The organism is Thermosipho globiformans, from assembly GCF_003990895.1.
In the GTDB taxonomy this organism is placed as follows: domain Bacteria; phylum Thermotogota; class Thermotogae; order Thermotogales; family Fervidobacteriaceae; genus Thermosipho; species Thermosipho japonicus.
The window spans coordinates 34,602-55,106 of record NZ_BHXD01000007.1 but is presented as its reverse complement, the minus strand read 5'-3'; the positions used below and the strand labels follow the sequence as shown (position 1 = coordinate 55,106).

Sequence of the window (20,505 nt, the reverse complement as noted above, 5' to 3'; positions counted from 1 at the left end):
CCGTAATTATCATGTTAATTATGCCAATGGTGATGATAAAATTCCAAAGCCCATCGAAGCGAGTGACTCGATGAATAAGTTAGTATCGATCAAAACATCTTTTTTCTTTATTCTAGCATCTCGTGTTGCCAGTAAATTCAATTGTGGTCTATATCATTAACTATCTTACTATAATTTTCCTTGTTGGAAAAAAGCTTTATTTTCTTAGCAAAGTCAATGCGATTTTCATTCCCTTTTCTCAAAAACATTATAATAACATACTAATTATAGCCTTCTAACTTTTTCATGTTTCAAACAGATATTTTTCTTAAAACTCTCTCCAATCTTCCTCTTGTCCTTTTATCATCCACACACCAGAATGCCAAAATCATTGGTTGTATCTTTAGTTGGTATTTCTTCGCAAATTCCCTTACCACTTCTGGTGCCTTCAAGCTTATCCCAAACTCTATCCCATCATATCTGCCATAGTTTCTCAAAAAGCTGTCTATTAGTTTTCTGTCTGGTTCGTCAAGTTCTATATATTTCTGAATGATTTTCCTTAATTTCTTTATCTCTATCTTATCTAGTGCTTTCTTAACTACCGCTTTTCGCCCTTCTACATAAGGGGGCGCTTTTATCATTTCTACCACAAAATTCATCGTTTTGTATCTTCTTGCCATGTGCTTTCCAAATTTCTCGATATCCCCAAGCAGTTTGTAGGTTTCTTTAAATTTGTCTTTTCTTGACAGATAAAACTTTGTTCTTTCAACCTGCGCTGTGTATGTGCATATAAAAAGTCGCTCTCTTTCAGAAAGTGGAATCTGTTTTAATTTTTTCAGTGCCTCTTCAAATTGCTTTTTTATCAATATCTTTATATATTCGTTGTACAAGGGGTAAGGAAGTTTTAAATTTTCCACTCTCTTTCCGTCCAATATTTTTCTCAACGTGTTGCCCCGGATCCTTTTTTCCTTTGCGGTTATTATCTCCGATATTCTTCCGGTTGATACCTTCTCTTTTCTGTACGGTTCTATAATCTCTCTTATGGACTTTTTCAAACTTTTTGTGTTCACATAGATAGACATGTCAAATTTTGGAATGTATTTCTCCGCTTCTTTCAAAAGCTTCTCGTATCTTTTTGGAACTTCCAGTGATTTTATGATCTTCGATGTTTTGTAAATGGAAAACGCGTTGATTATTTTTTCGGTCACGAACAGGGTATCTATTACACCGAACAGGTTACCAGGCGATTCACGGTAATATCCAAGCCAAAAAGCGGCTCCTTGAGAAATTTTATAGGCGAGCCTTGGATGTTTTTCTTTAATATCCCATGCAAGATCGTTCAAGGAGGAAACAATACAGGTAGGATGAGGAATTTCTCTGGCCTGTTTATAGGCTTGTATGTAATTATGTACAGCTTCAGAGAATCTTCCAGAACTTGCCGCTCTTCTCGCCAGAGAAAGATATAAAAATGAGAGTGTGGATTTTCTGTACTCTTTTTTCCACATCCGTACTTTTCGCGGAGAATTAACTTCATCTGCTTCAAAACTTATCAAAGTAACGATAACAGTGTCTCTTATAGATTTTGACATTTTAGGAAGTTTTCTTTTCAAATACCTGTATAAATCCAGATTCAGTTGACCTGTATTTTTTAAAAACACAAGTTTGTTTGCTAAAAGAATATACTTCACTGTTTCAGACTTGTAGTTTTTTAAAGTTTTGTTTATTTTCTGGAGTGCTTCCTTGAAATTGCCTTCCCATGCAAGCTTCAAGATACAGAAAAATCCCCTGCAATCTTTTGGAATATTTCCTTCACGAGATAGATAATTCACCGCCGGCAAAGAAAACGCACCATAGTTGAAAATATCGTTCAAGCTCTCTATGATTTTCATTACTAATCCCCCCTGTTTATATTTATACATAAAAAAATACAATTAGTCAAAATCTCATAAAATTTGGTTTTGAGAATGCCATTCTAAAGAGGATTTCAGAAAAGGCAAAACTTGAAAACCATATAATATATGGTAAGATATAAAATAAGAAGTATGTAATGTTTATTTTATTGTAATAAAATTAAAATTTATTTTGCTGAGGAGATTAAATTTAGATTGTTTAATCAACTTAAAAGATATAACTGTTCTGTGCTTTACAGTCAATTGTCTCTTGGTCCAGATGGTTATTTGTATCCTTGTAGTGAATTAGTAAATGATAGATTTAAAATTTGTCACATTACTGAACAGGAAAAATTAAAGGAGATTGTTCATCAGTTTCGAGCTCAAACAGGTTTTGGATTGCCTATTATTCAAGAGATTTGCCCAAATTGCCCCATAAAATATTTATGTAATGGTGGATGCAGAACAGTCGATTTATTTTCTGGGGAAAATTACTTTAAGGCACCGGCTAATGGTTTAATTTGTAATATATTTTTATTAAGTATTTTTAATGTTTTGTGGAAGCCTACTGATTATAAATTAAATACAAAGATTTTCAATAAATTTGTTTTATTCCGACAGAATTTTAAAGGAGGTATATGAATGTGAAAAAATACACTAAAAAGCAGATATTGCAGTTGTTTAAAGAACATTTTTTATACCTGCTTTTTGTCCTTTTGTTGCTTGTTTGTGCAACAGGGATGACAATTCCCATTCCGTTGCTTTCTAAAAATATCATTAACTCCATATTGACTAAGAGTATTTCGAACAATTTGTTTAAAATTCAAATAATGCTGCTTTTAATAGTAAGTCTATCGAAGGAATTCTTAATGTACATTTCGTATTACATCTTTGAAAGTAGGATGAGACTTTTTTCTTCATCGCTTAGGAAAAAGATATTTGAAGTGGCTCAGAATAATTTTAATCAAATTTCTTCTTTAGAAACAGGTAGATTGTTAACTTACATTAGTTCAGATACGGAAGCAATTCGAAAATTATTTTATCCCAGTCTTGTTTTTTTCATGAAAGATTTACTCACGCTTTCATTTGCCTTAACTGTCGGGCTTTTTTTAAATTCCTTAACTGTTGTTGTATCGATCCTTCCTTTGGTGATTTTTTTTTCGTATTGGATCACTACGTGAATCCTAAGATTAGAGTTTTAACACACAAAGCTCTTGAGTCACAGACAGAGTTTGTAAGCAGGCTGAAGGAATACATCCAAGGTATGGAGATGTTCAGGGTGTTTTTGAAGCAAAAATTTTCTATAACAAAATTTAAGGAGTTCAATGAGGAGTATACAAAGAATGATATCAGACGAGTAAAGTCAATTATTCTATTTAACATACCACTTGCTATACTCTTTAATAGTGGCTATGTCATAGCAATTATCGTAGGAGTTTATCAAATGAAAATAGGTACTATGCAAGCTGGTGGTTTGGTGGCGGTATTGATGGTGGTAAACTACATTTACGATTCTGCTAGAAACTTCTGGGATTTCAACATACATCGCCAAGAGATAAAAGTTGTATCCAAAAGACTTTCAGAAATTTTGGAAACACCGTTTACAAAAAGATGCGATATTACTGCCGGGCAACAACACTTGAATGGAAAAATCGAATCGCTGAAGATATACATACCAAGTTTTTCTTACAAAAGTGGGACTTTGCTGCTTGAAAACTTCAAACTGCATGCCCAAAAAGGTGAAATTGTTGGGCTTTTTGGAAAAAGCGGAATAGGAAAAAGCACGGTAATAGAGATTATTCCGGGGCTTTTAGGTATAGAAAAGAACTATGTTTTTGTTAACAACGTGCCTCTGAGTAAAATCGAGATAAATTCGTATTATAGCAGAATTGGTTATCTTCCTCAACATTCGATTTTATTCAAGGGAACGGTTAAAGAAAACATACTTCTTGGAGAAGAGAAATCTCTTGATAATAAGCTACTGGAATTTCTTGATGATCTCTCACTTGAAAAAGAAGTGGAAGAAGGCGGTCGCAACCTTTCCGGGGGAGAACGACAGAGGATATTGATAGTAAGAACATTTGCAAAATGTGATAAAGATCTGTATCTTTTAGATGAACCAACAACTTATTTGGATGGAGCAAAGATTAGAACATTAAAAAAACTGATAAAAAGTAAATCTAGCGAGTCTATAATTCTGATTGTTTCGCACTCTCGAGATTTCTTAGAAAATTTATGTGATAGTATCGTAGAATTTTCTTAATAGATAATTTATCACTGAAAGAGAAAACGCACCGTACTTTAAAGTTTCTTTCAGGCTCTCCACGCCTTTCATTTTTAATCATCTCTTTATAGTTATACCTCAAAAAATCGAATTGTTCAAACCCCATAAAAATTTTGTGCTAGAAATGGCCTTCTAAAGAGGATTTCAGAACAGGCAAAAGTTGAAAACCATATAAGATCTGATAAAAGTTTAAGAGAGAAAAAAGATTTCCGGTAATGAGTCAAGAGGGAAGTCATGAGAATTCTTTTATCTGGATTTCTAATACTCTTACTTTTACCTGCATTCATCTTCAGTGATAAGACAAATGCGGATAACGAGACACATTCCTGCTAAATGAGGATTGCGGAATTATCACAGATGTGCCTTAAGGTACTGTTGCCTGCAGATGTAGTTGTGGTTGTTATCAAGCAATGTCAAAGAAGGAAGCAGGTATTCATACTCTATTGTTAGAGAGGAGGTTTTAATTGAATGTTTCTGTTATACGCGAAAAAAATCAAGTGCTTCAGGTTACAAAAAATATTACACACCGGAAAAGTCTTTAAAATCTAAATTCAGAACACTAACATATTTGATGTTGAACTTGAAAACCATATAGGTTGTGTTAGTGTTTGCCGATGGGGCGGGAGAATAAGAAAGATTTTTGCGATTATGATCATTCTTATCTTTGCATGTGGATTGATCTTTGCTGTTGAGACGGGGACAAATGATGCGACGGACAGCCTACCGTCTCCCTCGAGTAAGCACAGCGTTGGTGTGAAGGAGTTGGTGGGGAAAGGATGGGAGTCTTGATAGGAATTGATAGTCAAGCGAAGAGGGTAGGATGTTTAGATTCCATGAATATTAAGAACGAGATGTTTGAGACATTTAACAGTATTCAACGTTATGTTTTGATCATGAGATAAATTGATTGTTGGCATTTTAGATGATACATAAAAAATAATGAGGAGGTGCAAGCAATGATCAAAGAGAGTTATTACAATTTCAAAATTAGGACAAAGGATGGTGGATTACTTTTATACAATGCAAGAACAGGTGCAGTTGCGATATTGGATAAAAAATCAACACATGAATTCTTCAAACTTTTAAATGAAACACGAGATTTGAATAGTGAACTTTTCTCGTCTTTGAAAGACGAGGGATTTCTTGTTTCTAAAGACGATGACGAAATCTCTGATATTCGCTCTTGGAATTTGAAACATATAAATGATCCCCGTTTTGTTTATTTGACAATACTTCCTGCTGAAGCTTGTAATTTTGCATGTCCTTATTGTTTTCAATATCGGAAGCGAAACAAAATTATGAAGCCAGAGATCTATGAAGCAATATTGAATCTGATAAAGAAGCATGTTATGGAGAACAGCAAATCCGGAGATGAGACTTTCTTGAGAATCTCATGGTTCGGAGGAGAACCTCTTCTTGCAGTTCAAGGAATCAAAGATTTTCATGAAAAGTTGAAAGTGTTATGTCGAAGGTTTCCCATCAAAGTGAGTAGCTCGATTGTAACTAACGGATATTTTCTAAACAAAGATGTGACCAAAAATCTCGTTGAATTGGGGGTAACGGATTTTCAAGTAACTCTTGATGGAGACGAAATGAGTCATGACAAAATTCGTGTACTTAAAAATGGTAGCCCTACTTTTCGAACGATCTATCGAAATTTGGTCGAGATTTCGAATACAGATTTGAATTTCAAAATGGCGATCAGAGTGAATTTCACCAAAACGAATCTCAAATCTGTTAATAATTTGCTTCAAAAGTTTGTAAAGGATTTTGGAAACGATCCTCGATTTTTCATGTATTTTCGTCCAGTATACAATTTTGAAACTACCAGGAATGATATCCAATGTATGGTGAGCGACATTTTTAATTTTGAAGAGGGTTTAAAACAGCAAACACAACTCTCATTAAAAGCTTTGGAAATGTTGGCATCTATGCGACAGGAAGTAGATTGGCTCTCACCATATGGAAAGGTACTTGAATTGCTACCGGCTCCTACCCCTTGCTGGTGTCAGGCAGAACGACGATATAGCTACATAATAGGAGCGGATGGATGGTTGTTTCCATGTGACACTTTTGTTGGTGACGAAAACCATAGTATAGGTTATCTACAACCCAATGGTGAGATAATTTATAATGAAGAAAACCTCCAAAAATGGAAGTCCTCCATATTTGATGACCCTGAGAAATACTCTGATTGTTTAAATTGTAAACTTCTTCCAATTTGTATGGGTGGTTGTAAACGAGTTAGATTGTTGTCTGGCAAAGGTGCTTGTTTTTTTAGGGAAAAAGATATATCTTTTGTTATGCACAAATACATTGAAATTTTTGGAGATGACTTTGGGAAAGGAGGTGAGCAAGATGAAAATCTTACGAAGGGCCTTAAAAACTAACAGTGATTCTGGTATCCACGAATGGGAGTGTGCTCAGTTTGCAGGTTTTTGCTGTTTGAGCGGTGCCTGCTGTAAAGACTCAAAGCTAACGGGATAAGCATAGAATGAGGAGGAAGAACTTCTTCCTCCTCACTCTCATCGTCAGTTAGTTATCATTATTAATAACATGCTGGAGGAGGAAAAGCATGAATCTTAAGAGCATCCGAAAAATCTTTCGCTTTTATTCTTTGGTCAGAAAACGATTTCTGGTACTCATAGTTATTGGGGGGATTCTTGCGACATCTTCTGTTGCTTTTGATTTCTTTGTTCCTCTTCTTGTGCGGGATGTTATCGATGGGTTAACAAAACTGGAACTGAAACTGAACACGCTCTACCTTCTCGGCTTGGTCTACGCTACATCATTCGTTTTGACATACGTTGGAGATCAGATCTACTTGAGGGCAAAATACAGAGCCGTTGCGGATCTTTCCAGTCGTATCTTTAACCTATCGTTCTTCTTTCCCTGGAAGAAGCTCAAGCAAAAGGGTTCTGCCTATTATGCCACTTTGATCAATCATCAACTCAACGACGCTTTCATTCTGTTAGATTACGGTTTTTTCGAAAACGCCTTAGTGATAATCCGGAGCATATTCATTCTAGCGACGGTTTTCGTGTGGAGCAAGACCTTCTTTATTTTATTTGTGTCCAACGCTGTGATAGTTGGAATTTATTTGAACATCATTGGTAAGGTAACAGAGCAACCGTATGCGAAGACATACGAGATGATTCGGCGCGTGACTAGTTTCATAACCGAAACCTTTGAAAATATCCACGAAGTTCTTGCAGGGGGAGCTCAGAAAAAGTTTCAGAAAGAGTGCGAAGGGATGTACCAGGAGATAGCAGACACTGTTTTGAGGGCAGAGCTTCCCCGCTCAAGATTCGACAAACTGATGGTGAATCTACCTGAATATTTCACACGACTATTCATTCTGGTCTACGGAGCTTATCTGGTGATAGGTGGAAAGATGACCGTGGGAACGATATGGGCGTTGTGGAGCTACTTTTCTTTTGTAGCGGCGCCTCTGTACATGTTCCGGGAGCTGGCTCGTGTTACCACGCGAGTATCAGCAAACTTGGATGCTGTACTTGCTTATTTCGATGAGGTGAAGCAAGCCGAGGAAACCTTCAAGAGCTCTAAAATAAAACCCATTCCTGGAAGTCCCATATATGAACTGATAGATGTCGCTTTCGGTTTCGACCCGGAGAAACCCATTTTAAAACAGATCAGTTTCAAGATACAACCCCGTGAGATCGTTGCCATAGTGGGACTTTCCGGAGAAGGGAAATCTACCTTGCTAAACATATTGCTCGGTCTGGAAGAGAACTACGGGGGAGTGGTAAAACTTCTTGGAAATGATTTGAAACGATTGCCGCCTTCAGCCGTTTTTGAACATGTAGCTTTTTACTCTCAAAATGTTGGTATATTCAACGATACACTGGAAAGCAACATAATTCTTGGAAGGAAGTATGATGAAGATAAACTAAATAGAGTGATAAAAGAACTTGGAATAGAACACTTGAAAGGAAGAAAGTTAGGGGAAGGCGGAAGCTTCGTTTCAGGGGGAGAAAAACAAAGAATCCAACTTGCCAGACTTTTTTACGCAGATAAATCCGTTGTTGTTCTGGACGAACCTCTCACAAACCTCGATACAATAACCGAGAAGTTTTTGCTGGAAAAGCTATCTGAATTTCTGAAGGAAAGAACGGCTGTCATGATCTCGCACAAACCAAACATCATCGGCATTGCCAGCAAAATAGTCTTCCTTGAAAATGGTAGGATTTCTGCGATTGGGGAATTCGAGGATTTAATGCAAAACAACAAAACGTTCAGAAAAATAATAGAAACGTATGTAAGTGAATCGAAAAAGATCTCTGATAGAAATATCTGACACTCTTACTGGCATAAACCACAGGGAAATGAAGTGAGTTTCTATAACATCGCTGGAATTTTTTCAATGTAGGTGAAATAGATTTTATTTAATGGAAGATCTTTCTCTAATCTCAAGGATTTTTGAGTATTTTCTTGAATTCTTTCACTTATATACTAGCTTTTGCACTGAACTCAAGAAAAAAGACAAGATAAAAAGGAATGAAAACCCCCCTAAGTGGTACAATATAACCAACAAGGGGGGGTCTTTAGCTAAGAAAGGTCAAAAGCATTGTATTCCTTGGATATAAAACAGGAAGTCATTAGACTTTACATGGATGAAAAACTTCCTAAGAAGATTATGCTTCTCTCTTAAATGTCCATGAAAGTAGAGTTCGATTGTGGAGAGATTAATAGCTGGGTGTGTTTACTTAAAACTTTTGATAGGAAAGATACTTGAAGAAAGAGAAGTAAAAAAAGAAAACTTAAGATAATAAATAAACTAGCAAAAGATTTTCATATTAAAGAAGAAATGGTAAAAATAAACAAAGAAAAAACAAAAGAAGAATACAAAAAGTTAATAGAAGAATACATAAAATTCTGTAACGAAGAAAGATATCAAGTAAGATTAAAAGAACATGGCTCTGGTGGAATACTGGAGCCATGCTGTTTGAAAAGTAAATTATTAACTTTTTTATTTGTCCACAACTGTTAGGCTTTTTTAATTTCTTGACCATTGTTGTATCAATCCTTCCTTTGGTGATTTTTTAATCTTGGCTCGCTATGTGAATCCTAAGATCAGAATCTTAACATACAAAGCTCTTGAATCGTAGACAGAGTTTGTAAGTAGGTTGAAGGAATACATCCAGGATATGGAGATGTTTAGGGTGTTTTTGAAGCAAAAATTTTCTATAACAAAATTTAATAGGAAAGAGCACGGTAATAAAGATTATTCTGGGGCTTTTAGGTATAGAAAAGAACTATGTTTTTGTCAACGACGTGCCTCTGAGTAAAATCGAGATAAATTCGTATTATAGCAGAATTGGTTATCTTCCTCAACATTCGATTTTATTCAAGGGAACGGTTAAAGAAAACATACTTCTTGGAGAAGAGAAATCTCTTGATAATAAGCTACTGGAATTTCTTGATGATCTCTCACTTGAAAAAGAAGTGGAAGAAGGCGGTCGCAACCTTTCCGGGGGAGAACGACAGAGGATATTGATAGTAAGAACATTTGCAAAATGTGATAAAGATCTGTATCTTTTAGATGAACCAACAACTTATTTGGATGGAGCAAAGATTAGAACATTAAAAAAACTGATAAAAAGTAAATCAAGTGAGTCTATAATTCTGATTGTTTCGCACTCCCGGAATTTCTTAGAAAATTTATGTGATAGTATCGTAGAATTTTCTTAAATTCGTTGAGAATTTTGGGGGAAAAAGCACTTAAAACATGAAATTTTTTCCATTTTATGGATATCTCAGAGATGATACCAAAAAATTCGAGAGGAAATACAAAAAGTATTATCCTCTCTTTTTTTATAGAAAGCCTGTTATGGTAGTATGATACATTGTGTTACAATTCAACAGCCAAAAATGGTAGAATATAATTAAATTATATTTGGAGGGATTGTATGGAAATAATTAAAGAACTTGAGAATGGAAAAGTGATATCAAAGAAAATTAAAGGAAAGCCTGGAAAAGTTAAAGTATTTGAAAAAGTATTAAGTGATAATTATATTTTGATCAATAATTGGCAAAGTTGGGGACCGACAAAAGTTATACCGAAGGATTTAAAGCTTAATATTTCAAAAGATTTTCTTGAAAAAGCGAGGTTTTCACTAAATCCAAATCCAAAGTTATTACTAGATTATATTGTTAGTGATTATTTTATAGCTACAAAAGATAAATTATACGGTTTTTTGTCTTCAAAAATCGGCCATCCTTATTTTTTAATAAAGGATGGAAAAATAGAAGGATATATCGATTATTTTGAAGAAGAATTTGAAGATTATATTGAAACAGAACCACTAGTTGTTTTGAGTGGAAATATTGATATGCTTTTGAGAGAATATGGAGAACTACTTAGAGATTATAACAAACCACAATTTAAGGATTGGGATCCTGTAGGTTGGTCAAGTTGGTATTATTATTTTGAAAAACTTACTTGGAATGATGTTTTGAAAAATCTTAAACTTGCTAAAAAATTTCCATTTGAAGTTTTTCAAATAGATGACTCTTGGCAAAAAGACATAGGAGATTGGCAGCCAAAAGAAAGTTTTCCATCATTAAAAGAAATGGCAGGGGCTATAAAGAAATTTGGATTTGTTCCTGGAATATGGCTTGCTCCATTTAGTGTATCTGAAACTTCCAGCATTTTTAAAGAGCACAAAGATTGGCTTGTAAAAGATGATGATGGAAATCCAAAGGTAGCATATCAAAATTGGGGGAAAAATATCTATGCACTTGATCTAAGTAATCCAGAAGTTTTAGATTTTATTAAAACTCTTTTTAAAGGTCTGAAAGATTCAGGATTTGAATATTTTAAAATAGATTTCTTATTTGCAGGTGCAATTCCTGGAAAGAGATATAAAAATATATCTCCCGTTCGTGCATATAGACTTGGAATGGAAAAAATAAGGGAAACGGTAAATGATAATTTTATCCTTGGGTGTGGAGCCCCTCTTCTTCCGTCAATGGGTTATGTTGATGGAATGAGAATTGGTCCTGATACAGCACCTTATTATGATCCAAAAATTCCAGATAACTTGGGGCCAAATGCATATAGCGCGCTTCGTAATACAATAACAAGGTATTTTATGAACAAAAAGCTTTGGTGGAATGATCCAGATTGTTTGCTTCTTAGAAAAACAGAAACGAGTCTTACAACAAATCAAAAAAAGATGTTTGCAATAACGGCAGGAATGCTTGATAACATGATATTCGTAAGTGATGATCTAGAACTTGAACTAGATGATTTTCTTATTCCAACTGCTTTAAAATTAAAAGGTGGAGAATATTTTGTAGAAGGTGTTATGGACAAGGCATTTACTATTTATACAAAAAATGAAAAAGTTGGAGAAGTTAAGTTTAGAATTTGTCTTGAAACAGAAAAATCTGAGTATTATCCAGATAAAGATTTCTTAAAAGGTAAAAAATAAGAATGCGTCCCAGCTGGGACGCATCTATTTATTATAACTTGATTTTTCCTTCATAAAGTGGGAATCTGGTGCAAAGATCTTTTACTTTTTTCTGTGTTTTTTCGATGATTTCTTCATCTACATTTCCTTCTTCGTCTTTTACATGTTTTAGTACATCTACAATAAGTTCTGCTATTTCTTCCATTTCTGATTCCTTCATTCCTCTTGTGGTAAGTGCAGGTGTTCCAAGTCTTATACCACTTGCGATAAATGGAGATCTTGTTTCATTTGGAATAGTGTTTTTGTTTACTGTAATGTGACATTTTCCAAGTGCAATTTCTGCAGCTTTTCCAGTAACATTTAGTGGGTTAAGATCAACGAGCATTAAGTGAGTGTCTGTTCCACCTGAAACAATCCTCAAGCCTCTTTTTTCAAGTTCTGCTGCAAGTGTTTTTGTGTTCTTCACAACTTGTTTTTGGTACTCTTTAAATTCATCTGTTAATGCTTCTTTGAAACAAACGGCTTTTGCAGCAATTACATGCATTAATGGCCCACCCTGAATTCCTGGGAATATTGACTTGTTTATTGCTTTGTACAATTCTTTATCATTGGTTAATATCATACCACCTCTTGGACCCCTCAATGTTTTGTGAGTAGTACTTGTTACTATATGAGCATATTCTGCAGGATTTGGATATATTCCTGCTGCAACAAGACCTGCAAAGTGTGCCATATCTACTATGAGATATGCTCCAACTTCATCTGCAATTTCTCTGAATTTTTTAAAGTCAATTATTCTTGAGTATGCACTTCCGCCAGCGATTATAATCTTTGGTTTGTGTTTTAAGGCAAGATCTCTAACCTCATCATAGTCGATTACTTCTGTTTCAGGATTTACACCGTATGGAACGACGTTATATATTCTTCCAGAAAAGTTTACAGAAGCACCATGGGTGAGGTGGCCTCCATGGCTTAACGACATTCCCATTATAGTATCTCCAGGTTCGGAAACGGCAAAGTATGCTCCCATATTTGCTTGTGATCCTGAATGTGGTTGAACATTTGCGTATTTTACATTAAATAGCTCTTTTGCTCTATCTCTTGCAAGTTTTTCTGCAACATCTACCCATTCACAGCCACCGTAATATCTTCTTCCAGGATATCCTTCTGCATATTTATTAGTTAAAATACTTCCCATTGCTTCAATTACCGCAAGTGATGCAAAATTTTCTGAAGCAATAAGTTCGAGTCCGTATTCTTGTCTTTCCCATTCTTTTAATATAACATCATATATTTCAGGGTCAGTCTTTTTAACATTTTCCCACATGAGATATCCCTCCTGTTTATTTTGTATTAGTCATTAATATTCTAACATTAATAATATACTTTAAAAACTATAAAAAACATTGATTAAAAACAAAAAACACAAAAAATCGTTTTAAGACAACTTGTATTTCGATTTTCAAAAGATTTATGATAAAATCTAAATATAAATTTCAATCAAAATTTTAATTTGTTGGTCGATAATATAATAAATAGATAATAAACATCCATTTTTATTTATTTAGTATATATAAGGTTTAGAAGTAAATAAAAATGTACAATTTAAACAAAATGAATTAAAATATAAATCTTTTATTAAATTTGATGATAATAAAGTTTTTTGGTAAAATATTTTCAGAAAGTTATTTACTAAATTTAAAGGGAGGGGAACATATGAAGATGAAAAAAGGTTTTACTTTAGTTGAACTTTTGATCGTTTTGGCAGTTATTGCCGCATTACTTTCAGTTGCAACACCACTTGCGTTAAACGCGGTAAAGAAAGCAAAAGCAAGTCAAGTAGCACAAAACTTTAGGGCTATAAAGTCTGCGGTAGAAAATTGGTTTAATACTAATAATCCTGATGACCCAACAAGTTTGGATGTGGATAATGATTTAAAAGGAAAATATCTTAACTCAATTCCAGATGGATTTACGGTAACTGTAGCTGATAGTGGAAGTGGAGTGTACACTGTAACTATTGAATATACAAAAAATGATATTGCACTTGCAGATGTTCAAAAAAGCGGAATGCCTGAAGTTACACAAGATGGAAATAATCTTAAATTAACATTTGATCTTCAAAAGTGGTGGTAATAAGAAGTTGTTTTGACGAAAGCCCTCTTAAATGAGGGCTTTTTTCTTTGAATATGAAAGAAAATGAGAGAATTTTCTTTTTAATTAATTTAGGAAGAATTTTATTCTCGAAAATAAGACTTTACAGATATGGGGGTCTTTTTTGTATAATTAGGTTAGTTGATTGAAACAACCAACTAACATAAAGGGGTAGGTAGAATGATTACAGATTCTTTGAAAAGAATAATAAGTTATAGCTGGAAAAATAAAGTTATTACTGCAAAAAATATTTCTTTGGATTTGGGTTTAGAAAAATCCACTGTGTCGAGAAATATTTCAAAACTTAGAGGAAAAAATATTTTGATTAAAACGGATGAGCTATCTCCATCAAATTTGGGAGGAAGAAAAACGATTGTTTACTCATTTAATAAAAAGTTGGGACATATTTTGGGAATTTCTGTGGAGCAAGATGGCATTGAATATGTAAAAACTGATTTGTTTTCTAATGTTCTAGAGAAAAAAAAGATTGTGCAAAAAATTAATGAAAAAAATATAGATTTGATTTTAGGAAAAATTATTAAAGAAAATGAAGGTATTCTGGGGGTTGGAATTTCTATTCCAGGTATTATTGAAAATAATATGGTTGTTTTTTCTGAGGCTCTTTCTCTAAAAAATTTTGACCTTGAAAAGACTCTTTTATTGGACATACCAATTTTTGTAGAAAAGGATTCTATTTGTGGGGCAACAAGGTATAGTCTTGAAGGTAAAAATATAGTTTATTTCCAATTGTCTGTTCCATATTATGTTAATGAACCTGTTGGTCTTGGCGTTGGAATTGTTATTGATGGAAAACCGTACTATGGTCACAGCAATTTTTCTGGTGAATACAAGCTTAATAAAAGTATTTATAATAAAAAGATTTCATATGAAGAATTTTTGAAAAAATCGGTTTCTTTAGATGAATTTTTTGAGGATATTTCAAAAAAGATAGGTCAACTTTCCAGTATTTTGGATCCAGAAGTTGTGGTTGTAGGTGGAAATATTACTTTAATTTCAGGTATAGAAAAATTAAGAGATTTTGTAGTAGAGCAAGTATATATGTATGAGAACAGAAAGATGAAAATAATTATTGAAGATGCAAAGGAATTTGTAAATGCGGAGGGTGCGGCAATAAATGTGTTAAAAAATATGTTTTTAAAAGAAGAAGGAATTGAATATTTTTGTAAGAAGGTGATTTTAAATGAATGATTTTGGTAATTTATTCTTTATAGGCTTTCAAAATCAGTTTGATAAAGATTTGCTTGAAAGAATTAATCCATGTGGTGTAATTTTGTATCCTGAGAATATGAATGATGTGTATAAACTACAAATTAACATGGAAAGAATATATTCACTCTTTGATAAAGGATATCGATTTTTTATCTCAAGTGACCATGAGGGAGGGCAACTTGAAACAGTTCCAAATATATTTCCATCACCTGGGAATATGGCAATTGGAAAGGCGGGAGGAGCATCCGAATATGGAAACTATCTTGCTCATATGTTAAAGCTGCACGGATTCAATATGGTCTTTGCACCTGTTGTTGATGTAAAACATGAAAATTCGAGCCATGTTACAGGGTTTAGAGCATATTCTGATGATCATGAAATTATAAATATGCGTGCGCTGGAGTTTATTAGATCGCTTTTAGATGAAAATATTGCCCCTACTTTAAAACATTTTCCAGGTCATGGAAAAGCAAAAGAGGATTCCCATTTTACTCTTCCAGTAGTTTTTGATTTTAATGAAAATGATGAAGATATGATGATATTTAAAGAACTATCAAAACATGTTGATTTTATAATGACTGCACATGTTATGTACCCAAAATTAGATGAGGTAGTTGCTACTCTTTCAAAGAAGATTTTAAAGGGGATTTTAAGAGAAAGATTTGGATATAATGGCTTAATAATCTCAGATGCGTTTGAAATGAAGGCTCTCTACAAAAATTATTCACCTAAAGAGGTCATAAAAAAATTCTTTGAGGCAGATGGAGACATAATCCTTATTGGAGATGTTGAAAATCATTATTATCTGATAGAAACCTTTAATTCCATGGTTAAAAATGGAGAGTTAGATATTGAACTTTTAAAAGAAAAAGTTGAAAAAATAAAGAAGATAAAAGAAAAATATATATCAGATACTTATCCTACAAGATTTTTATCTAAAATTGCAAAGCAAGCAATTGATTTTAAATTAGATTCTCCTGTTGAAAATCCATCATTTTTAATCCCACAGGCAAAAAATCTCAGCCTTGCAGATACTTCCCAGAAGGATCTTAAATACTTGCGAATTTTAATAAGCGAAGAATTTAAAAACTCAAAAATTTATACAAGTAGCTCAGAAATTAGTAATGAAGATACAGTTATATATTTTGTTTTAGACAAAGTAGAAAATGTTGATGCAAAGCGTGTTATTTATGTCTTTTTAAGAGATGTATTGAAAAAAGATGTTGAATATGTAAATCCGTATTCTTCAAAGCTTATTTCAATATATCATGTTTTACAACTTTTTAAAGGGGAGGGGTTACTATGAAGCGTATTTTGGTAGTTTTATTGGCTGTAGTTGCACTACTTAGTTTTTCAAAGACGAAGCTAACATTCTGGGGATTTATGATGAACGATGAACATGCAAAAAAGGTGCTTGAAAAATTCATGGCAGAAAATCCAGATATTGAAGTGGAATATGTACAACTTTCATGGGCTAACGGATTTGATAAGATAGTGACTGCAATAGCTGGAGGAGAAGATCTAGATGTTGTAGAGTTAGGAAACACCTGGGTTGCAAATTTTGCAGAAAGAAATGCACTTGAGAGTATGGATAGCTTTTACAAAAATTATGGTAAAGACTATGTCGGATGGAACACAGTATATTATCAGGGAAGCTATTGGGCAGTTCCATGGCTTCTTGGAACAAGAGCTCTCTTTTACAACTTAGAACTTTTTGAAAAAGCTGGTCTTAATCCTGACAATCCTCCAAAGACTTGGGAAGAACTTTATGTAGCAGCAAAAAAGATAAATGAATTATCAGACGATATCTACGGTTTTGGGATGCCAGCTGGAGAAAATTATAGTCCATGGCAACAATGGTTCCTACCAGCAGTTTGGGGAACAGGCGGAGATATTATTACAGAAGATGGAAAGAGGGCACTTCTTACTTCTTGTAAGGTAAAAGAAACTGCAGAATTTTATAAGGCGTTATCTAAGGTTTCTTTAAAGACAAAACAAGCAGATCTTGCAAAAGCATTTGGTGAAGGAAAGATAGGGTTATATGTTAGCGGTGCATGGGATATTGACTATCTTGAAACAAATTATCCAGAAACACCATTTAACGTTGTATTTATACCAAAGCCAGCAGCATGGTATGGTACACATGCATCATTTGCAGGAGCAGAAGTTCTTGCAATAATGAAGCATTCCAAACATAAAAAAGAAGCACAAAAACTTGTAGAATTTCTTATAAGACCAGATATTGCAATGGAAGTTGCAATGATTTGGCCGGCAATATTCCCATCTCACGTTGATGCAGGAAACGATCCATGGTTTGAAGACCATCCAATGCACAAAGTATTCTATGAGCAAAACAAATATGCAAAACCTGTCCCATCCATTCCTGCATGGCCAAAAGTTCAGGCAGTATTAACCGAAGCAATTGAAAAAATAATACTCCAAGATGCAGATATTGATACTACACTCTTTGAGTACAACATGAAAATTCAAAAGATTTTAGACGGAGAAGAATAAAAATTTCCCCTGCCCAAAAGGCAGGGGATTTTTGGGGTGGTTATTTTGAAGAGAAAAACACGGTACAATGTTGAAACGTTTTTGCTTCTGCTACCTTTTTTGATACTATTCGCAGTTTTTGGAGTTTTTCCTATTGCCTACTCATTTTTCATGAGCTTTACAGACTATTCTGCCTTAAGTCCCAATTTTAATTTTGTAGGCTTGAAAAATTATATACGCATGTTTCACGATGAAGTATTTTTAATAGCGCTTAAAAATACGGTTATCTTTGTTGTAGGAACTATTCCCTTTACAACGGTGATTTCTCTATTACTTGCCGTTTTAATAAACAGTAAATTTCTACCGTTAAAGGATTTATTTAAAGCTGGCTTTTTTCTTCCAACAGTTGTTTCTATGGTGGTTATTTCAACCACATGGATGTATCTTTACAGTGCAGATGGATTTTTCAATAAAATGTTGGAGTTTTTTGGAATGAATCCCATTCCTACTAGCTGGCTTGCACATACAAAAACTGCACTTTTGTCCATAATGATAATGGATGTATGGGCAGCTATTGGTTATTATACCATACTCTTTCTTGCAGGGCTTCAAAGTATACCGCAGCAATTATATGAAGCTGCAGCAATAGATGGTGCAAGTAAATCAAAGATCTTTTTTAAAATAACACTACCACTTTTAAAGCCAACTTTATATTTTGTTATTGCGTTAAATACTATTAGATCATTTCAAATCTTTTCTGAAATCTTTACCATGACAGGCGGAGGACCTATGAATTCAACTCAAACTATTGTGCATTACTTGTACATAGTTGGGTTTAGAAACTTTGAAATGGGATATGCATCTGCTATTGCATACGTTCTTGTGTTAATTATTTTCCTTGTAACACTGGTACAGGGAAAATTACTTAGGAGTGAAAGTATATGAAGAAGGCGATTTTGCTAACAATAATGTTTATTTTGCTTATAATCTCTCTTTTTCCTATGTTTTCCATGTTTTATACGGCAGTTATTCCAAGTGGTAATCTAACTAGGGTTATTAAAGAGAGGTATATAAATGACTTTGAAATTAAATATATGAGTTATTTAAGACGAAAAGTAAAATCAAAAGGAAAAATTTCAATCGTAAATGAATCTCCACAAAGCACTAGATCAATTCTGGCAAGTGGGCCAGTAGAGCTTCTTGTTGATAAATTGGATTTACGTGTTGCAAAGTATATAGAATTCTGGGTAAAAGGAAAAGGAGATTTTTCAGTTGAAATAAGGGATGCTTTTTCAAAGAGTGTTTCAAAAAACTTTAAGGCAACTGGTGAGTGGAAAAAATATGTTATTGATTATAAAGACCTGAAGGGAATAAACTTAAAGTATGTATCAAAATTGGTCTTTAATTTTGATGGCCAGTATTACCTTGACGATGTAAAGGTAAAATACAAATTTCCAACATTGCTTAATTTTATCAATGTGTTAAAAGAAGATATGTTTTCAAGATATATTCTTAACAGTTTAATAGTTTCTACGATAGTGGTTATCGGAAATATAATATTTTCTACTATGGTTGCATATGCATTTGCAAGAAGAAAGTTCTTTGGAAAAAATGTGCTTTTTTCAATAGTTCTTGCAACGATGATGATACCACCTCAGGTTACTATTATTCCAATATTTATAATAATGAAAAATATAGGTTGGATCGATACATATTTTGCTCTCACGGTTCCTATGCTTGTAACACCGTTTAGTATATTTTTGTTAAAACAATATATAGAACAACTTCCTATAGAATTGGAGCAGGCAGCTTATGTAGATGGTGCAAATACATTCCAAATTCTTTTTAAAATAATTTTCCCCCTTTCAAAACCAGCAATAGCGGTGATGGCTATAAATACATTTATTGCAACGTGGAATGACCTTTTCTATCCACTTGTTATGACAAACTCAAGAGAAATGAGAACGGTACAGGTTGGACTTGCCCTGTATCAGAAACTAAATCAGATAGATTGGCCAAGATTGATGGCTGCATCGTCTATAATAGGTTTACCGGTTATAATAATCTTTCTTGCATTCCAAAAACATATAATTTCGGGAATTACAAAGGGGGCTTTAAAAGGATGAACTATACATATTCTGAAATAAAACATATTCCAGAACTTTTAAAAAAAATTGAAGACTACTCTTTTGAGTTTAACAAAGATAAAAGATATATTTTTGTTGGTTGTGGTTCATCATTTAACCTTTCTTTGACTGCTTCATTTGTCCTTGAAAAATTTGGGATCAAAACCAAAGTTTTAACTGGTGGAAAGGTTATGACTTTTAACTATGTTCCAGATGCTGATGTAGGTATATTTATTTCGCGCACCGGGGAATCAACTGAAACTGTAAAAGCAGCAGAGATTTTTAAAGAAAAGGGAGTTTATACAATTGGTATAACATGCGAAAAAGAAACAACTCTTGAAAAGGTTTGTGATGAAACGTTTGTGTTTGACTTTTTACACGAAGAAAGCATAGTTATGACTGGTTCCTTTGTTTCCATTTTGCATTTTCTAGTAAAAAGGTATAGTATTGTTGAAAAGGCAAGTAAAATACTGGAGGAATCTGAGAAATTTATAGAAAATCTTGACTTAAAAAAATATAATCACTTTATCTTTTTGGGATTTGATGAGGAATATGGTATTTCAAAAGAAGGTGCATTAAAGATGCAAGAAATGGCAAAGCAATTTGTAGAATATCATGAGCCACTTGAGTATAGACATGGCCCTGTTTCAAGAATTTCTGAACATTCCCTTGTTGTTATAAACTCAAAAGATACAGAAAACGAGTATATGCTAAAGAAAGATCTCGAAAAATATACAAAAGTAATACTTCTAGGTAGAAATGGTGATATTGATATAGAATATGATAATGGACTTGAAACACCTTTAAAAATGATATTTTCTCAAGTTCTTTCATTTAAGAAGGCAATAGTTGAAGGTTTAAACCCAGATAGACCAGAAAAACTTTCAAAAAGTGTGATAATCTGAAGGTGAAAA

The 20,505-nt window shown here is 33.6% G+C and carries 17 protein-coding genes; 15 read left to right on the top strand and 2 right to left on the bottom strand.

Translation table 11 applies throughout. The features are described from left to right. Nucleotides 1-290 precede the first annotated feature (290 nt). Entirely contained in the window at nucleotides 291-1,868 is a 1,578-nt protein-coding gene (locus EO083_RS06175) for a hypothetical protein (protein WP_126993299.1), read from the bottom strand. Between the two features lie 216 nt (nucleotides 1,869-2,084). Here EO083_RS06175 and EO083_RS06170 point away from each other — a divergent pair, with 216 nt between their 5' ends. From EO083_RS06170 to EO083_RS06140, 8 genes are all read left to right on the top strand, one after another. After that, entirely contained in the window at nucleotides 2,085-2,510 is a 426-nt protein-coding gene (locus tag EO083_RS06170; protein ID WP_164723700.1) for an SPASM domain-containing protein, read from the top strand. 2 nt (nucleotides 2,511-2,512) lie between these two features. After that, nucleotides 2,513-3,049, top strand: coding sequence for an ABC transporter transmembrane domain-containing protein (locus EO083_RS10025; RefSeq protein ID WP_241229994.1), 537 nt, complete (start codon nucleotides 2,513-2,515; stop codon nucleotides 3,047-3,049). Then, a complete protein-coding gene (locus EO083_RS06165; protein WP_241229998.1) occupies nucleotides 3,046-4,131 on the top strand; it encodes an ATP-binding cassette domain-containing protein in 1,086 nt (361 codons plus the stop codon). The genes EO083_RS10025 and EO083_RS06165 overlap by 4 nt, the downstream gene beginning before the upstream one ends. Nucleotides 4,132-5,108: 977 nt before the next feature. Next, entirely contained in the window at nucleotides 5,109-6,542 is a 1,434-nt protein-coding gene (locus EO083_RS06160) for a radical SAM/SPASM domain-containing protein (protein WP_126993297.1), read from the top strand. A 185-nt stretch (nucleotides 6,543-6,727) separates the two neighbouring features. After that, nucleotides 6,728-8,470, top strand: coding sequence for an ABC transporter ATP-binding protein (locus EO083_RS06155; RefSeq protein ID WP_126993296.1), 1,743 nt, complete (start codon nucleotides 6,728-6,730; stop codon nucleotides 8,468-8,470). A gap of 510 nt (nucleotides 8,471-8,980) precedes the next feature. Further along, complete coding sequence (locus EO083_RS06150; RefSeq protein ID WP_241229993.1) at nucleotides 8,981-9,163, top strand: IS3 family transposase; 183 nt, start codon at nucleotides 8,981-8,983, stop codon at nucleotides 9,161-9,163. A 209-nt stretch (nucleotides 9,164-9,372) separates the two neighbouring features. Next, complete coding sequence (locus EO083_RS10020; protein ID WP_277600365.1) at nucleotides 9,373-9,864, top strand: ATP-binding cassette domain-containing protein; 492 nt, start codon at nucleotides 9,373-9,375, stop codon at nucleotides 9,862-9,864. A gap of 218 nt (nucleotides 9,865-10,082) precedes the next feature. After that, on the top strand, nucleotides 10,083-11,609 hold the full coding sequence (locus EO083_RS06140) for a glycoside hydrolase family 36 protein (RefSeq protein ID WP_126993295.1): 1,527 nt from the start codon (nucleotides 10,083-10,085) through the stop codon (nucleotides 11,607-11,609). A 31-nt stretch (nucleotides 11,610-11,640) separates the two neighbouring features. Here the strand turns inward: EO083_RS06140 and glyA are convergent, their stop codons facing one another. Next, nucleotides 11,641-12,915, bottom strand: a complete 1,275-nt coding sequence (gene glyA / locus EO083_RS06135) for a serine hydroxymethyltransferase (RefSeq protein WP_126993294.1) — start codon at nucleotides 12,913-12,915, stop codon at nucleotides 11,641-11,643. Between the two features lie 389 nt (nucleotides 12,916-13,304). On the opposite strand from glyA, the gene EO083_RS06130 reads away from it, so the two are divergent. From EO083_RS06130 to EO083_RS06100, 7 genes are all read left to right on the top strand, one after another. Further along, on the top strand, nucleotides 13,305-13,724 hold the full coding sequence (locus tag EO083_RS06130) for a type IV pilin protein (protein ID WP_306307838.1): 420 nt from the start codon (nucleotides 13,305-13,307) through the stop codon (nucleotides 13,722-13,724). 198 nt (nucleotides 13,725-13,922) lie between these two features. Beyond that, the gene (locus EO083_RS06125; protein WP_126993293.1) at nucleotides 13,923-14,951 is read left to right on the top strand and encodes an ROK family transcriptional regulator; all 1,029 of its coding nucleotides are present in this window, start codon (nucleotides 13,923-13,925) and stop codon (nucleotides 14,949-14,951) included. After that, on the top strand, nucleotides 14,944-16,278 hold the full coding sequence (locus EO083_RS06120) for a glycoside hydrolase family 3 N-terminal domain-containing protein (RefSeq protein WP_126993292.1): 1,335 nt from the start codon (nucleotides 14,944-14,946) through the stop codon (nucleotides 16,276-16,278). Before EO083_RS06125 ends, EO083_RS06120 begins: the two co-directional genes overlap by 8 nt. Continuing rightward, on the top strand, nucleotides 16,275-17,486 hold the full coding sequence (locus tag EO083_RS06115) for an extracellular solute-binding protein (protein ID WP_126993291.1): 1,212 nt from the start codon (nucleotides 16,275-16,277) through the stop codon (nucleotides 17,484-17,486). Before EO083_RS06120 ends, EO083_RS06115 begins: the two co-directional genes overlap by 4 nt. Nucleotides 17,487-17,522: 36 nt before the next feature. Beyond that, nucleotides 17,523-18,410, top strand: a complete 888-nt coding sequence (locus EO083_RS06110) for a carbohydrate ABC transporter permease (protein ID WP_126993290.1) — start codon at nucleotides 17,523-17,525, stop codon at nucleotides 18,408-18,410. Continuing rightward, on the top strand, nucleotides 18,407-19,591 hold the full coding sequence (locus tag EO083_RS06105; RefSeq protein WP_126993289.1) for a carbohydrate ABC transporter permease: 1,185 nt from the start codon (nucleotides 18,407-18,409) through the stop codon (nucleotides 19,589-19,591). Before EO083_RS06110 ends, EO083_RS06105 begins: the two co-directional genes overlap by 4 nt. Beyond that, a complete protein-coding gene (locus EO083_RS06100) occupies nucleotides 19,588-20,496 on the top strand; it encodes an SIS domain-containing protein (protein WP_126993288.1) in 909 nt (302 codons plus the stop codon). The genes EO083_RS06105 and EO083_RS06100 overlap by 4 nt, the downstream gene beginning before the upstream one ends. Nucleotides 20,497-20,505: the final 9 nt, after the last annotated feature.

Bases quoted from the DNA above. Each gene is read 5' to 3' on its own strand.
- EO083_RS06175 (WP_126993299.1), bottom strand. From the start codon at position 1,868: ATGAAAATCATAGAGAGCTTGAACGATATTTTCAACTATGGTGCGTTT.
- EO083_RS06160 (WP_126993297.1), top strand. From the start codon at position 5,109: ATGATCAAAGAGAGTTATTACAATTTCAAAATTAGGACAAAGGATGGT.
- EO083_RS06155 (WP_126993296.1), top strand. From the start codon at position 6,728: ATGAATCTTAAGAGCATCCGAAAAATCTTTCGCTTTTATTCTTTGGTC.
- EO083_RS06150 (WP_241229993.1), top strand. From the start codon at position 8,981: ATGGTAAAAATAAACAAAGAAAAAACAAAAGAAGAATACAAAAAGTTA.
- EO083_RS06140 (WP_126993295.1), top strand. From the start codon at position 10,083: ATGGAAATAATTAAAGAACTTGAGAATGGAAAAGTGATATCAAAGAAA.
- glyA (WP_126993294.1), bottom strand. From the start codon at position 12,915: ATGTGGGAAAATGTTAAAAAGACTGACCCTGAAATATATGATGTTATA.
- EO083_RS06130 (WP_306307838.1), top strand. From the start codon at position 13,305: ATGAAGATGAAAAAAGGTTTTACTTTAGTTGAACTTTTGATCGTTTTG.
- EO083_RS06125 (WP_126993293.1), top strand. From the start codon at position 13,923: ATGATTACAGATTCTTTGAAAAGAATAATAAGTTATAGCTGGAAAAAT.
- EO083_RS06120 (WP_126993292.1), top strand. From the start codon at position 14,944: ATGAATGATTTTGGTAATTTATTCTTTATAGGCTTTCAAAATCAGTTT.
- EO083_RS06115 (WP_126993291.1), top strand. From the start codon at position 16,275: ATGAAGCGTATTTTGGTAGTTTTATTGGCTGTAGTTGCACTACTTAGT.
- EO083_RS06105 (WP_126993289.1), top strand. From the start codon at position 18,407: ATGAAGAAGGCGATTTTGCTAACAATAATGTTTATTTTGCTTATAATC.
- EO083_RS06100 (WP_126993288.1), top strand. From the start codon at position 19,588: ATGAACTATACATATTCTGAAATAAAACATATTCCAGAACTTTTAAAA.